Origin of the sequence: Vibrio satsumensis (assembly GCF_050337435.1) — a bacterium.
In the GTDB taxonomy this organism is placed as follows: Bacteria; Pseudomonadota; Gammaproteobacteria; order Enterobacterales; family Vibrionaceae; genus Vibrio; species Vibrio satsumensis.
The window spans coordinates 188,277-203,944 of record NZ_JAKJSX010000007.1 but is presented as its reverse complement, the minus strand read 5'-3'; the positions used below and the strand labels follow the sequence as shown (position 1 = coordinate 203,944).

At 43.8% G+C, this 15,668-nt stretch carries 13 protein-coding genes; 4 read left to right on the top strand and 9 right to left on the bottom strand.

Annotated elements, in window-relative coordinates:
- Positions 1-20: 20 nt before the first annotated feature.
- The 4 genes from L4C44_RS10205 to L4C44_RS10190 all read right to left on the bottom strand — a co-directional run bounded on the left by L4C44_RS10205 (position 21) and on the right by L4C44_RS10190 (position 3,468).
- A complete protein-coding gene (locus tag L4C44_RS10205) occupies positions 21-326 on the bottom strand; it encodes a hypothetical protein (protein ID WP_017074520.1) in 306 nt (101 codons plus the stop codon).
- 91 nt (positions 327-417) lie between these two features.
- The gene (gene tsaB / locus L4C44_RS10200) at positions 418-1,119 is read right to left on the bottom strand and encodes a tRNA (adenosine(37)-N6)-threonylcarbamoyltransferase complex dimerization subunit type 1 TsaB (protein WP_146492296.1); all 702 of its coding nucleotides are present in this window, start codon (positions 1,117-1,119) and stop codon (positions 418-420) included.
- 59 nt (positions 1,120-1,178) lie between these two features.
- Positions 1,179-3,107 carry a DNA repair helicase YoaA gene (yoaA, locus tag L4C44_RS10195; protein WP_285953152.1) on the bottom strand — a complete coding sequence of 643 codons (1,929 nt, stop codon included), beginning with the start codon at positions 3,105-3,107 and terminating at the stop codon, positions 1,179-1,181.
- Positions 3,108-3,267: 160 nt separating this feature from the next.
- Positions 3,268-3,468, bottom strand: coding sequence for a hypothetical protein (locus L4C44_RS10190; protein WP_146492298.1), 201 nt, complete (start codon positions 3,466-3,468; stop codon positions 3,268-3,270).
- 301 nt (positions 3,469-3,769) lie between these two features.
- On the opposite strand from L4C44_RS10190, the gene purU reads away from it, so the two are divergent.
- Positions 3,770-4,603, top strand: a complete 834-nt coding sequence (gene purU / locus L4C44_RS10185; RefSeq protein WP_428804973.1) for a formyltetrahydrofolate deformylase — start codon at positions 3,770-3,772, stop codon at positions 4,601-4,603.
- A 178-nt stretch (positions 4,604-4,781) separates the two neighbouring features.
- Here purU and L4C44_RS10180 read toward each other — a convergent pair whose 3' ends face one another.
- Positions 4,782-5,378, bottom strand: a complete 597-nt coding sequence (locus tag L4C44_RS10180; RefSeq protein WP_146492299.1) for a VOC family protein — start codon at positions 5,376-5,378, stop codon at positions 4,782-4,784.
- Positions 5,379-5,728: 350 nt separating this feature from the next.
- Here L4C44_RS10180 and argS point away from each other — a divergent pair, with 350 nt between their 5' ends.
- The 3 genes from argS (at position 5,729) to L4C44_RS10165 (ending at position 8,880) form a co-directional block, all read left to right on the top strand.
- Complete coding sequence (gene argS / locus L4C44_RS10175; protein WP_327783601.1) at positions 5,729-7,462, top strand: arginine--tRNA ligase; 1,734 nt, start codon at positions 5,729-5,731, stop codon at positions 7,460-7,462.
- 324 nt (positions 7,463-7,786) lie between these two features.
- The gene (locus tag L4C44_RS10170) at positions 7,787-8,215 is read left to right on the top strand and encodes an HIT family protein (protein ID WP_327783600.1); all 429 of its coding nucleotides are present in this window, start codon (positions 7,787-7,789) and stop codon (positions 8,213-8,215) included.
- Positions 8,216-8,352: 137 nt separating this feature from the next.
- Positions 8,353-8,880, top strand: coding sequence for a YqhA family protein (locus tag L4C44_RS10165; RefSeq protein ID WP_146492302.1), 528 nt, complete (start codon positions 8,353-8,355; stop codon positions 8,878-8,880).
- 64 nt (positions 8,881-8,944) lie between these two features.
- On the opposite strand, the gene L4C44_RS10160 is transcribed toward L4C44_RS10165, so the two are convergent.
- From L4C44_RS10160 to L4C44_RS10145, 4 genes are all read right to left on the bottom strand, one after another.
- A complete protein-coding gene (locus L4C44_RS10160; RefSeq protein ID WP_327783599.1) occupies positions 8,945-9,175 on the bottom strand; it encodes a FeoC-like transcriptional regulator in 231 nt (76 codons plus the stop codon).
- Complete coding sequence (gene feoB, locus L4C44_RS10155; RefSeq protein WP_186728097.1) at positions 9,172-11,445, bottom strand: Fe(2+) transporter permease subunit FeoB; 2,274 nt, start codon at positions 11,443-11,445, stop codon at positions 9,172-9,174. The genes L4C44_RS10160 and feoB overlap by 4 nt, the downstream gene beginning before the upstream one ends.
- Positions 11,446-11,667 (bottom strand): FeoA family protein, encoded by a 222-nt coding sequence (locus L4C44_RS10150; protein WP_060982221.1) that lies wholly within the window; start codon positions 11,665-11,667, stop codon positions 11,446-11,448. It abuts the gene before it with no gap.
- Between the two features lie 607 nt (positions 11,668-12,274).
- The gene (locus tag L4C44_RS10145; protein WP_428805015.1) at positions 12,275-15,637 is read right to left on the bottom strand and encodes a helix-turn-helix domain-containing protein; all 3,363 of its coding nucleotides are present in this window, start codon (positions 15,635-15,637) and stop codon (positions 12,275-12,277) included.
- Positions 15,638-15,668 lie beyond the last annotated feature (31 nt).

Sequence of the window (15,668 nt, the reverse complement as noted above, 5' to 3'; positions counted from 1 at the left end):
GGATAAATGAAAGCACAAAGCTAGATGTAAATATCGACCCCAATAAGCTTCGCAAGTTCCTCTTTTTTAGCTTGATTCATTACATCCATATACTCTTCCATCGCACGTCGTCCACGCCCTTCTGGAAGATCATATTGAACCTGAGCTTTATGAATTTCAGACTCTTTGACTTGACGAATGGAATGCGAGACAGCATTTGCGACCTTAGTTGGCTGGCCAACTGAGGTTTTTGCATCGCCTTTTTTTACCTCATTCTTTTTATTGGTTCGATTGGTTTTGGATGTATTACCTATCGAAGAAGGAGGTAAGCCGTTTATTGAAACCATGCTTAAGAAATTTTGTACCTAATCTAATGACTTTGTGTCTGGCTTTAATAGCGACTCTGCAAAGTAAATGCAGAGCCAAAATAATACGTATTTACTCGCGACCAGGCAATTTTTTCCAAGTCACTTTATCACGAAGATAAACAGGCTCAGACTCTTCTGCTGCAACCGCCTTGCCTTCTGCATAAGCGTATTGAGCAAGGAAAGCCATATCTTGAGCTTCTGGGAATAGCACTTCACATGCTTTGGTGTTGATCGCTAGCGTATCCATGTGTTCTGCGTACGCTTCCCAACCTGTACCTACTTTTGCCCATGTTTCAGAGTCCGCTTCAAGCTGCGTAGCCAATTCACTTGGTGGTGTAACACACTCTGCATCAACAGCAGTCCAGCGGCCATCTTGTTCGCGGCTGTAGCGAGCCCAGTACACTTCACTCATACGCGCATCAATCGCTGTCGCAACATGAGTTTCACCAAATTTACGGTAGCTGCCTTGCGCCATCGCAGCCAGTGTAGAGACACCGATCATCGGTAAATCTGCACCAAAAGCCAAGCCTTGAGCAATACCAATACCAATACGTACACCCGTGAAACTGCCTGGGCCTTGGCCAAACGCGATAGCATCAATATCGGTTAAAGCGACATTCGCTTCTTTCAGTACTTCATCAACCATAGGTAGAATTTTTTTCGTATGGTCTCGAGGAGCCTCTTCGCTACGTGCGAACACCTGGTCACCAATTACTAGTGCAACTGAACAGTTTTCAGTTGCGGTATCTACTGCAAGAATTTTTGCGCTCATTTGTGTCTCAAATATCTGTTATCTAATCTAAAAATAATGGCTAAGCTCAACAATGCCAATTACTCAGCAGAGATTGAATGGTCTTTAGCTAAGAATTCTTTAATGACCCCTAAGTCACGGGTACGTGGGATAGGCGGTAAACTCGCCAAAAATATGCCACCGTAATCACGAGTCACCAATCGGTTATCGCAAATAATCAAAGCGCCATTATCGCGCTTGTCACGTATCAATCGGCCGACGCCTTGTTTCAAGGTAATCACGGCGTCTGGCAACTGTACCTGTGCAAAAGGATCACCCCCTTTTAACTTACAGTCCTCGATTCGAGCCTTAAGTAAAGGGTCATCAGGAGCGGTAAAGGGCAATTTATCGATGATAACACAGCTTAATGCGTCGCCCCTAACATCTATCCCCTCCCAGAAAGCGCCAGTAGCCACCAGCAATGCGTTACCTAATTCCATGAATTCGGCTAAAGTTTTTTGCTTACTTGTCTCACCTTGCAGCAGCACTGGAACCGAGAGTGTTTCACGGAATCGCTCCCCCAACTCTTTCATCATGCTGTGTGAAGTACACAAAAAGAAACAGCGGCCTTGGTTTTGCTCAATCACGGGAGTCAGCATTCTTACTAGCTTATCCGCGAGGCCTGGGCTATTCGGTTCAGGAAGATAACGAGGTACACACAAGCGCGCCTGATTTGGGTAATCAAACGGGCTTGGCAATGAAAACTGTGCCGACGGTTTTAACCCGAGTCGAGAGGTAAAGTGATCGAAATCGTCCGACACCGCTAAGGTTGCTGAGGTAAATACCCAAGCGCCCGGCTTCAGCTCAATCTGCTCGTGAAATTTATCCGCAACCGACAGTGGTGTGATGTGCAAAGCGAATTGCCTTGGTGTTGTGTCATACCAGTAAGAGTATCCCGTAATCGACACATCGCACACACGTTCAATGCGCGACTTAATCATGTTTGCACGTTCGAAAGCGGTATCTAACAACTGACTTCGTCCGAGCGCTAATTTCAATACATCAACGGCCAATTGCAATGCATCTTGCAAACGAACTAACTCTCTTGCAATCGATTCAGATTTTAAGGCCTCACGCCAGTTACCACGAAAGCCTGTATCACCCAATACAATACGTAAATCGGCTGAAGATTGAACGAGCCTGTCCCCTACCTTTTGTAACTGACGCATATCTTTTGCTTCAGTTCGGTAGGCGATTTCGATGTCTTTAGCGAGCTCATTTATCTGTCGGCTCGAAACAGATTGACCAAAGTATTGGCTAGCAATATCGGGAAGCTGATGCGCTTCATCGAAGATAAACACATCTGCTTCAGGAATCAGTTCACCAAATCCGGTTTCTTTAATCGCTAGATCCGCTAAGAACAAGTGATGGTTCACTACAACAACATCAGAGTCCATCGCTTTTTTACGTGCTTTAAGTACGAAACAATCGGTGTAGCTTGGGCACTCTTTGCCCAAGCAGTTGTCATTGGTCGAGGTAATAGTTGGGATAACCGGGCTGTCTTCAGCGATATCATCACAATCGCCCAAATCACCTGTTTGTGTTGATGATGACCAACTACGAACTTTCACTAACTGAGCCAGCAGTGTTGGATCGGTATGAGCGCCATGACTCTCGATCATTTGACGGCTCAGTCTGTCCAAACACAAATAGTTTGAACGCCCTTTGAGTAACGCAACCTGACCATAAAAGCCAAGCGCATCGACCATCAAGGGTAAATCTCGATGAAACAGCTGTTCTTGAAGGTTTTTAGACCCCGTACTAATGATGGTTTTCTTGCCACTAAGCAGCGCTGGCACTAAGTAAGCAAAGGTCTTACCGGTACCCGTTCCCGCTTCAACAACTAATTGACTCTGTTGCTCAATAGCTTGTGAAACCGCTTCAGCCATGTCTAGCTGAGCTTGTCGTGGTTGAAACCCTGGGATAGCTTTACCCAGAGCACCATCAGCAGAAAACGTTTTAGATATCATAGAGTACGAAGTTTAGAAAAATAGAAGACGAATTATGGCAGGTTTAGTGAGCCGGCGCGAATCAAGAATGACTTCGCACCGGAGGTGTTTGGTTTGGTTTGACGTGACTTGAGTTACCTTAAAGGTAAGAACTGAAGAAGTAAGATTCAGAGAATCGTTTTTATTTTCGACTTAGATAACGTGACAACCAAGAGGCACCTTCAAAATGGTTATCACAAGGTTGCATGGCCTTCACAGCATCGGTTGGCGAGGTCTTGCTTTCCCACATTTCATCTAGAACATTACCATCTAACTCAGTGCCACCCGCCAATGAATTCACTCGCTTGCAGTACAGTTTTTTGGCTAATAACTCTTTATCCATAAGTATCACCTCTATTTTTGGCCAAGGCGTAAATGCCTCGGTTGAAGTTCAAATGCGTACTACGGTCAAAACTTTAAAAAATGAAGCTTCTGCCTGTTTTTCTATCTAAAAACTGATATTTCTATATCAAACAATTTATCAAAGCGATAAATCAGCAGCAGAATTTGTTGAAACCAACTTGATAATAGATTAATTATAACGGTGATATTGCGGCTCAGTTCACCGTTCGACGGCCTGCATTAAATTTGAAGAATCCCGATTTCATATAAATAAGTGCAACATTCATGGAAGTAAGATGCAAATGGAAAGAAAAACTTTATTAACACATTGTACTGATGCCCCGGGCCTCATCTCTAAGATCACCAACATTTGTTATAAGCACCAACTCAATATTATTCACAACAATGAGTTCGTAGATAACACAAGTGGCCACTTCTTTATGCGCACCGAGCTTGAAGGGTATTTCAATGATGAAACCTTGCTTGCCGATTTAGACCAAGCCCTGCCACAAAACACGAAACGTAAGCTTGTTGATTCATCTCGCAAGCGTGTTGTGATACTCGTCACCAAAGAAGCACACTGCCTTGGCGACATTCTAATGAAGAACTTCGATGGCAGTTTAGACGTTGAAATCGCAGCGGTTGTCGGTAACTACGACATTCTGCAAAGCCTAACCGAGCGTTTTGACATCCCTTATCACCATGTTTCTCACGAAGGGTTAAACCGTGAAGAACATGAGCAGAAGATGCTAGAAGTAATTGACCAATACGAGGCGGATTACCTTGTTTTGGCTAAGTACATGCGAGTGCTGACTCCAGGGTTTGTTGAAAAGTACAACCACAAGATCATCAATATCCACCACAGCTTTTTGCCAGCTTTCATTGGCGCGAAACCATATCAACAAGCGTATGAGCGCGGCGTAAAGATCATTGGTGCTACAGCGCACTTTGTGACTAATGATTTGGATGAAGGTCCAATCATCAAACAAGATGTTATCCCAGTGGATCACAACTTCAGCGCGAAAGACATGGCGCAAGCGGGTCGTGACGTTGAGAAGAATGTACTCAGCAAAGCACTAAACAAAGTGATTAACGATCACGTATTTGTTTATGGTAACAAGACTGTGATTCTGTAAGTCGGATATTCGATTTCCGGTAAGACCTCCAGTTAGAACCCAATAAAAAACGCGCAATAGGGTTTACCAATCGCGCGTTTTTTGTATCTGATGACCAGACCAGCTTTAAGAGATTCCCGTCATTCCGACGAGCCTAAGCGAGCTCAGGAATCTCATCTAAGAACTTACCCAAGTCAAATTAAGCTTGTTCAGATTCAACAACCTTCTTCAAAGAGTGTGGATGTAGCTTAATACAAATACCTTGATGTTTAAAAGCCACCGTTGGGTTATTCAAACGTTCACCCTCGCCTTTCGGGCTAGAGAGTTTTATCTTAATACCTTGCTCTGCCAAAGTTTCAAACTTAGCAGCGAACTGCGGGTAAGTCTCTTTAAGATCCGCTAGATACTGATCGGCTGTTTGCGCGTGAGAAGGAATCACAAACTCGACATGTTCCCAATCTTGGCTTGGATAAATTTTACCTTCTGCTGGATATGGCAACTCTAAGCACTCAATCTTCCAACCAAGGCTTTGCAATGGCTCATCGAAAGCCAACACCACAATTGGACGACCGTTAACCATCGCTTCTGAAATCGTAGAGCCGTATTCAGACCATGCTTGATGTGCTGATTTCGCAAGATCAGTGTCATTGATTCTTAATGCAATATGATCCGCTTGAGCAAAGCTTAAATCCAAACCCAATGTATTTCCTAGGTTCTCAATTTTCGCCATAAACGTATCAAGGCGCGCAATCATTTGTTGTGGTTCTAGTTCAGCTTGCTTCAGGCTCATCGTCATTGTCTTTGTTCTCCAAATAATGGCTGCATGGTATCAGTTTTACTTTCAGCAACAAGTGTTACTTTTATAAAAAAACGTTCAAAAAGTACGGTGTCTTACTTTCCTAAATAGACAAACTTGGCTTGGTCAAAGTCGATTGTCAAAAACCCCTCAGGAAATGTTAATTTTCTATCAATTCGACCTATAAGAAACCCCACAAAATTGGTATGATTAACGCCATTTTTGTGAACTTAAACAGAGTCTGTTGTTCATTTCGGCATTAAATCGTTAACTCGAAGCATAATTAACCAAATTTAATGACCTCGAAATAACGGCCACTCTTATTCATCCTTGAATTGAAGGAAACGCGTGTGAATATCCAAGCACTGATTAATGACAAAGTATCTCAGGCTCTAGAAGCCGCTGGCGCACCTGCAGGCTCTCCTGCGGCTGTTCGCCAATCTGCAAAACCACAATTTGGTGACTACCAAGCAAACGGCGTTATGGGTGTTGCTAAACGACTAGGCACTAACCCACGAGAATTTGCTCAAAAAGTATTGGACGTTCTAAACCTAGACGGTATCGCTTCTAAAGTTGAAATCGCAGGTCCAGGTTTCCTAAACATCTTCCTAGATGAAGCATTCCTAGCACAACAAGCAGACGCAGCACTGGCTGACTCTCGTCTTGGTGTTGCAGCAGCTGAAGCACAAACAATTGTTGCTGACTACTCTGCACCAAACGTTGCAAAAGAAATGCACGTTGGTCACCTACGTTCAACGATCATCGGTGATGCGGTTGTTCGTACACTTGAGTTCTTAGGTCACAAAGTTATCCGTGCTAACCACATTGGTGACTGGGGTACTCAATTCGGTATGCTTATCGCAAACCTTGAGCGCGTTCAAGCTGAGTCTGGCGAAGTTTCAATGGAACTTGCTGATCTTGAGGGCTTCTACCGTGAATCTAAAAAGCTTTACGACGAAGACGAAGAGTTTGCACTTAAAGCACGTGGCTACGTTGTTAAACTACAAAGCGGCGACGAGTTCTGCGCAGAGATGTGGAAGAAGCTTGTTGACGTAACAATGATTCAGAACCAACGCAACTACGATCGTCTAAACGTATCTCTAACACGTGATGACGTAATGGGCGAAAGCATGTACAACCACATGCTTCCAACTATCGTTGCTGACCTAAAAGAGCAAGGTCTTGCTAAAGAAGATGACGGCGCACAGGTTGTATTCCTAGACGAATACAAAAACAAAGATGGCGACCCAATGGGCGTTATCATTCAGAAACGTGACGGCGGCTTCCTTTACACAACCACTGATATCGCTTGTGCAAAATACCGTTTTGAAGAACTAGGCGCAGACCGCGTACTTTACTTCATCGACTCACGTCAGCACCAACACCTAATGCAAGCTTGGACTATCGTTCGTAAAGCAGGTTACATCCCAGAATCTGTTTCTCTTGAGCACCACGCGTTCGGCATGATGCTTGGTAAAGATGGTAAACCATTCAAGACTCGTGCAGGCGGTACTGTTCGTCTTGCTGATCTTCTTGATGAAGCAGAAGTTCGTGCAGCGCAGCTAATCGAATCTAAGAACCCAGAACTAGCAGAAGACGAGAAGAAAGCGATCGCTAATACAGTTGCTATGGCAGCGGTTAAGTACGCAGACCTTTCTAAGCACCGTACGACTGACTACGTGTTCGATTGGGACAACATGCTTGCATTCGAAGGTAACACGGCACCGTACATGCAGTACGCATACACTCGTGTTGCTTCTGTATTTGCTAAAGCTGGTATTTCTATGGACTCTCTTGCAGGTGAAATCAAAATCACGGAAGAGAAAGAGAAAGCGCTTATCGCGAAACTTCTACAGTTTGAAGAAGCGGTACAGTCTGTTGCTCGTGAAGGTCAACCACACATCATGTGTAGCTACCTGTTCGAACTTGCGGGTCAATTCTCTAGCTTCTACGAAGCATGCCCAATCCTAGTTGCTGAAGACGAAGCTGTTAAGCAGAGCCGCCTGAAGCTTGCTGCACTAACAGCGAAGACAATCAAACAAGGTCTGTCGCTTCTAGGCATCGAGACTCTAGAACGCATGTAAGCGATTCGAGATTCGAGATTCGAGATTCGAGATTCGAGATTCGAGATTCGAGATAATTAGAAAGGTTGACGTGAAAGCGTCAACCTTTTGTTTTATTTGGAGGTTATATTTACTTAGCTATCGAGCTGCCCGCAGACTTCCGTCGCAGAGATCTCCTACTCCGCTCCTTCGTCGCTATAGGAGATGACGAAACCTATTTCCCCACCCGTCATTCCCTACAGTGAGGGACGAACGTGATAGGGAATCTGCTTATTGAGATCGTAAGCGCTAGCCACATTCCCATTCCAACCTTATACTCAACTAAAACAATTAATTGGAAAGATCATGAGCTTCGAACTTCATCCTCAATTGGCAAAAGACACTACCGTTATTGGCGAATTCCCGCTTAGCCTTGCACTACTACACAAAGACAACGCTGTACCTTGGGTTATCTTGGTACCAAAACGTGCCAACCTGAAAGAGTTGCACCACTTACCAATGAAAGAACAACAGCAGTTCTTACACGAATCTCAAGCAGTAAGCCAAGCATTAGAAGCGACGTTCCAGCCAGATAAGCTCAACCTAGGCGCACTAGGTAACATGGTTCCACAACTGCATATCCACCACATAGCACGCTTCAAAGATGATATTGCGTGGCCTGGCCCGGTGTGGGGAAACACTAAAGGTGAACAACGCAGTGAAGAAGATCAAACAGCTATCCTGACTCGTATTCAGAATGTGCTGTCACTAAGCTCTATCTTTAAAAAAGCTTAATGTTGTGAGTAAGGTAATACCTAACCTCTAGGCATTACCATTATTACCAATATGTAATAATAATTCACAAAAACACACCATTATCACAACAAAGACTCCCGAGTATACTCTCTTGCACACAACATAGAGAGAGCATCATGAAACAAACCTTCAACTTATTTCGTCATATCAGCTGGATCGCCATCATCTGTTCTATGCTTGCTTCACTGCTTTTGTTTTTTATGGGAGCAACCAAAACCTACTCTGCTTTTGCGATCTTTATGCTCAACCAGGTACCGCCAGAATCACTGGCACATCTGGACACCACAGACATCGCGATCTCATACTTAATTAAGTCCCTAGATACGTTTCTGATTGCTTTTGTACTCTTCATCTTTTCTCACGGTGTGTTCACTTTATTCATCTCAGACAAAAGTGACGCGGCAAAAAATGATGAACAGATCAAAAAGAACAAAGTGCTTAACTGGATAAAAACACCCAACATTGGCCATCTGAAAAACATTTTGGCTGAAGTGATTATCATCATTCTATTCGTGAAGTTTTTGGAGCTCGTACTCGTCAACTTCGACAGTATCGGATGGGACATACTTGTCCTGCCTGTATCAATACTGTTACTTAGTATCGGTCTTAAAGTTCTCGGCCTAGGCGGAACCAAAGAGTCCTAAGTAGATAAGCACAAACAAAAAACCGCAGCTAAAGAGCTGCGGTTTTTTATTCAAGCTATCTGAACTACATCATCACATTCAGCGATAAACCATCTTGTTTACTAATGGTGTAGCGAACACGCGTCGTATGACCATGTTTATTGGTGTCGACCAAACGGGATATTTTCCCTTTCTTGACCCACACACTCAGCATCACATCCACACCATCTTCACTCATACCAAACTTCGTGGCGATCTCTTTACGAGCCGCTACACCTTGATTGTCAATGTACTGATGGAGTTCAGTTAAAATCATGCGACTTGCACCTCTAATGCTTTTTGCTTACTGCCGACTTTCTTGAACACGCGATAGGTGATCACAAAGCCACCTGCAATCGCTACCATCCATACAGCACTAGTCACAGGATGGGCTGTAAAGTTTGCCGCTTGATAGTAGAAGGTCGCGCCAAAGTAGCCAAGCGCCATCGTCCAAACCGCAATGAATCGCGCAAACATTTGACCAAATTCACGAACGTAAGCACCCATCGCAGCCACGCAAGGCGTGTAAAGCAAGATAAGGATTAAGTAAGCAAATGCAGCATGACCGGAAACGAATTTGTCTTTTAGGTTACCAAAGATAGATGAGTCAACCTCTTGCTCTTCGGCAACAGCACCTGAATCGCTTAAGTCACCAACCTCAATACCTAGAGGATCCGAGTAGCTTAGACCGGCTAGATTCTCAGGGATCGTCATCACCGCTTCTTCTAAGCTCGCCGCTAAATCAAACTCAGCAGCTTCTTCATCAGAAGGCGTTGTGTATAGGCTGTTCAGCGTACCGACTACCGCTTCTTTCGCGAAGATACCAGTAATGATACCTACCGTTGCTGGCCAGTTTTCTTCTGTAATACCAATTGGTTGGAATACAGGAGTCACAACTTGCGCTGCCTTAGAAAGTACTGATTTTTCACTGTCTTCGTTACCGAAACTGCCGTCCATACCCAGAGAATTCAAGAAGCTTAAGATTGCTACCACAACCACAATCGTTTTACCTGCACCAAGCACGAAACGCTTCAGTTTTTGCCACGTTTTCAGCATCACGTTTTGTACAGTTGGCAGCTCGTAGTCTGGCATTTCCATTACTAAGCTGTCGCTGCTACCTGGGTAGATAGTGTTTTTAAGGAACAAACCGGTAAATACAGAAGCAAGGATACCCATGATGTACAAAGCAAATACCACGTTTTGACCAGCACCAGGGAAGAACGCCGCAGCAAACAGTGCGTATACAGGTAGACGAGCACCACATGACATAAATGGCGCCATAGATGCAGCTAGCTTACGCTCACGCTCTTGGTCAAGTGTACGAGTTGCCATAATTGACGGTACGTTACAGCCAAAGCCCAGAACTAACGGTACAAACGCCTTACCCGGCAGACCAATCTTTTGCATCACTTTATCAAGTACAAACGCAGCACGCGCCATGTAGCCCGAGCTTTCTAGCACCGCTAAGAACAAGTAAAGCGCCGCGATAACTGGAATAAAGGTGGCAACAGTTTGAATACCGCCACCGATACCATCTGCAAGAATAGTAACCAGCCAAACTGGTAGGTGTCCGTCTAATAAATGGTGTCCACCATCAACCAATATTGCACCAACGCCAATATCAAAGAAGTCGATAAACGCACTACCGATATTGATAGAGAACATGAACATTAGGTACATGATGACAAAGAAGAAAGGGATACCGACCCATTTGTTCAGAATGAATTGGTCAGCTTTCTCTGTGAAATTACGGCTGAGTTTGCCTTCACTACGGCGAACACGTTTACACAGATCGTGTAAGAAGGTGTATTTGGCGTCTGCTACCGCAAGGTCGATATCAAACTCTGCACCAAGACGCACATTGTCAATTTGAGTACGTGTTTGCGGAGCTAAACCGTTTAACACCAAGTAATCATTTTCTAGAGCACGAATCGCAAGCGCGCGGTGAGAAACATCAGCATCATCAAAGTGTGATTCAACAGAAGGAATAAGTGCTTCTAATGCTTCGTCATAGTTAATAGAGATAGGATCAAGGCTAACACCTTGAACAAGAAGCTTATGCAGGCGCTCTTTGAAACGAGCCACTTGACCTTTATCGTTCGCAGACAAGCTAAGAACCGGGCAACCTAGCTCTTTCTCTAGCGCTTTCAGGTTAATCACCTGACGCTCACGCTTTAATACATCCATTTTGTTCAATACAACGATCATTGGACGACCCAACTCTCGCAATTGCAATGTCATGTATAAGCTTCGCTCTAAGCAACTTGCATCAACAACATTAATGATCACGTCAGCAGGGTGAGTCAGAACAGCTCGCGACGCGATAGACTCATCAATACTATTTGCATCATTACCACTATCTAGTGCGTAGATACCAGGCAAGTCAGTTAGCTGAAATTGGTCACCTGCGTGTGAGTACAAACCCGTTTTCTTTTCTACGGTTACACCAACCCAGTTACCAACATGCTGCTTGGCACCAGTCAGTGCATTGAACAGTGTTGTTTTGCCACTATTCGGGTTACCAACGGTAAGAACTTGATAATCCATTTAGATAACCTCGATTTGTTCTGCAATGCTTTCACGAATGGCGATAGAAACACCTCTCACTTCAACTTGAAGCGGATCACCCATCGGCGCACGGCGGATAAGCGTCACCTCAGTTTTTGGCAACATACCCATGACCATAAGTTTTTTTCTTACGTCAGGTGTTAAACCTGTTAGTGCAACAATAGAAGCCTGCTTTCCTTGCTCTAGTTGTGAGAGTTTCATAAGTACCCAATTCGTGATTGATAATGAGAAAGATTGTTATTAACGCTATGATACACATACATGCCCACAATTCTATTGTGTGAAATCAATGTTTTCGAAAATACACACTCGTAAATTTCGTTAAAAACGTTTACGTCAAAAACGTTACTTTCAACAACCTACGAGAACTACCTCACTAGTACAAAACCACCCAGCCAACAACAAATTATTATTTATCAATCACTTAAGATAATGTCGGTTTTCTCATAGGCATCTGTCGTTAATTTTATAAGTAAAATAAGTACCTAGACGTATAGTTACTCCATCGAAGAGAAATTCCTTCTCTTTAATTTTATTCCAGAGGTGATGTGGCTCGCCATATCACTCCGGCAGCAAGCGAAGGTGTCATTGGCACCCGTGGTATAGTCCCCCCGGCTATGCCACGATATTTTTTTCTTCCTTTTGTTTTACCCTACAAACTTTTTTAAACTCCTCCTACTATCTCGTATCTCGTATCTCGTATCTCGTATCTCGTATCTCGTATCTCGTAGAAGCATAAAAAAGCCCCGACACGAATGTCGAGGCTAAAGTATATTTATCTATGTTCTAGCAGAATATCTGCTGCGCGCTACTCTTCGTTGTTTTCAGCAAACTTGGATGGAGACATGCCAAAGTGGTGTTTAAACCTTTGACTGAAGTAAGACGGGTCATTGAAGCCCGAGTCAAACGCGACATCTGAGATCTTCTCCCCAGCAAGTAATCGTTCGCAAGCATGCTCTAGGCGCACTTCATTCAAATGCTCTTTAAAGGTCTTGTTATAAGCCAATTTAAAGCGCCTCTGAAGACTTCTCTCCGACATGAACAAGCACTTAGCAACTGATGCAGTACTAAACTCTGCATCAGCGTAGTGTTCACTCACAAGCTGCGACACCTTATTTTTCCACTCTTGTTCAGCACTAAGTCTTTGTTGCTCTTGCGTCGAGCTAGCAAGCTTAATGGTTTCAATCTGCTCGATTGTGCAGGCTTCAAGATTATCGAACACTTGATATTCAATTGGCCACGAAAGCTGAACCTTATTTTGAGAGTCAGAAACAAAGGCGTTCAACTCCCCACCGCTCTGATTCATCAACAGAGGTAATTTCTCGATGTTTAGATCAGTCGATTTACCAGTGTTGTCGCTCATACTTGAAACTAATTTAGGAAAAGGCATCCCATGATCTCGAATCGTAACTACAAGGTGTTCTTTCACTTCTTCAACCAGAACCACCATACTTTGTGACTTAAAGTTTCTCTTGATGATGCTCGCGATTAAACTGTTAAAAATAATATCGAGATTAAAATACGGCAAGCTTACATATCGTTGTTTTGTTTCGACTTTAATATCCAGTTCAATGCCAGCTTTGGCTAAATCATCCTGCCAAGCTTTGAGTACCGCTTCTAAGATTAAAATTATATCGTAATAAACCGGCCCCTCTCCTTGAGGGCTATTACTCAATTGAGCCAAACCATTTTTCAACGTTAAGATTGGAGACTTCCCTTGTTCATCATTCCAATTGGGGAGCATCGCAGCAATATGATTAACTTCAGAAGAAAGTTCATTTGCAGTGTGAGACACAAGTGTATTCTTAACCGATAGCTGCTTTTTAAGCTGTTGATTGGTCGCAAGTAGTATCCGGCTTTGGTGCCTCAACTGGTCCGTCTTCAATGCAACTTGCGCTTTTAAGTGCCTGTTGGCAAAAGTGACATAACGCGAACGCCAAAAGACCAAGATAGTCACGACACCAATCAGTAGTATCAGAGAACTTGCTGCAGCCCAGTTAGTGAGATACCAAGGCTCCGCAATCGAAAAGCTTTGGCTCGTTGACACGAAGCGATAATGGGAGTCTTTAACCGGCTTAACCTCAAGCGTGTAATCCCCTGGAAGCAAGTGATCGAGTGTTAATAGACCCCCTTCAAACTCACTCCAATGCTCATTGTCGTTCAGCCGGTACTCCATCGCAGGCGCGAACGTCGCTGGTAAGATGCCCAGCTTAAATCCTATCGATGAACCATAAGGAATCTCACTCAAATCTGCCGTTTTCCCACCAAGTGATACAGTATGTTGATCGACACTTATCTTACTCAGCAAAGCACGACTATGAGGTGTTGTTGATACCAGTAACTCGTTAGACAACGCACTGACTACACCATACTTTGAGCCGAAAATAAGCCTCGAAGATTGGCTCTCTTCATTGTAAAACAGAGCACATGCACCTGCCGCAAGTTCATTGGTGATCAAGCCAAATGGTGAACCTATATGTTTATGCAGCTGCCCATCCAATCCGTAATAACTGATACCTTTTGAGGAACCTAACCACACACCATTGTCATCACTTACCAGGCAGTTCGGGCTGATATTGTCTTCAACAAGCGGGATCTCTTGAATCGCGGAGCCGTCAAAAGGGATTCGATACACACCATAACTACTCGCAAACCATTGAGATCCATCTTTCGCTTTTTCAATATCGACGACTTTACCAAAACGTTCGCTTGAGCGACTAAAACTAATTCGCTTATCAATAAACGAATAGAAACCGTGGTCTGTTCCTATGTAAATACGACCTTGTAAGCCTATATTGAGATCGGTGATCTTCGCAGGCAAAAACTTGTCGACTAACCAGTCAGTACCGTATCCTGTCAACTTCATGGCTTCGATTGATAACGAATAGAGGCTCTGCCCTGAGGTCATCCAAAGAACGTTATCAGCCTGAAGCGCAAAATTCTCAACATGCACCCCCTCAATCGGTCTAGGTAAGTCGAGAATTTCAGGTTCTAACGTATTAGTATTAAAACTAATAATGCCTTCTTCAGTAGCCAACCAAATTGAAGTGCCAAAGATCTCAAAATCCTTAACAGGGTTGGAGTAAACACGGATTGGGTTATCTTCACTTTGAGAGTCAACTAAATAGAGACCCATTGAGGATGCAACCCAAGATAACTGTTCATTGACAGGCAGTACTTTGTTGATCACCACACTACTCGAATGCATGCCCATCCCCGTTAATGGCGTTCTCGAGAAAGTCTTGCTGAACAGTGAGAAATATCGGATACCGTTGTTTGTCGCGATCCACATCCCACCAGCATGGTCGTTGATCAACGAGTATATTTTCTCTCCCGGTAACGAGAAGTCTTGATTAGAGGCTTGTTCAAATCGAGTAATTTGGCCCGTAATAAAGTTGTAGCTAATAAGACCATGCTCTGTGCCGATCCAATACTGATCCGAAGTTTCGGTAAGCGAAAGAACATGTGACCCTCTGACGATAGTCTCTTTATCTGGATTCGCGAGATCGACAATCACAGCGCCATTTAAAGTGCCAATAACTAACTCACGTCGAGCCTTCGAAAAATAAACGGTCTCTATATGATTTTTGTCTGATGCACTGACATGAGTAAACTCTTGATTATCTGAAAGATAAACGCCTGAACTGGTCGCCAATACCCACTTTGACAAAACCCACTCAGCGTCATTTATCGCAATGTCACTGCTATTGTTGTAACGGTACAGTTTGAGTAAAGAGTAGGTGTTGAACTCTAAAGATTGAGTATTATAGGTATAAAAATTACTGCCATCGGTCACCCAAATATAATCACCGGATGCGCCAATATTCGCAATCTCAGCACCGGGACTTAAACTAAACGCCAATTCGTTGCCAATACCAGGGTTATGTCGGTACACCTCATTATCGAAAAAGGTCCAAAACTCATCGTTAAGAAATGCGACGCTTTCAGAAGAAAATTGCAGCAAGCTACCCTTGCGAGGGAATAGAGTTCGGCCATCGTAAAAGAGTATTTTTCCATGGACATCATGAACCCATAGCCCTCCTCCTGCACCTAGGTACAAATTTTTAGCCGCAAGAAAATTCCCTTGCGCTTGAACGGGCAAAGGATAGAAAACGGAAGGTGATGTATTTACCGCGATAGCGCTAAATGAAATGCTCATTAACATGAACATTCGGAAGACAATTCGATACAACTTCTGATCC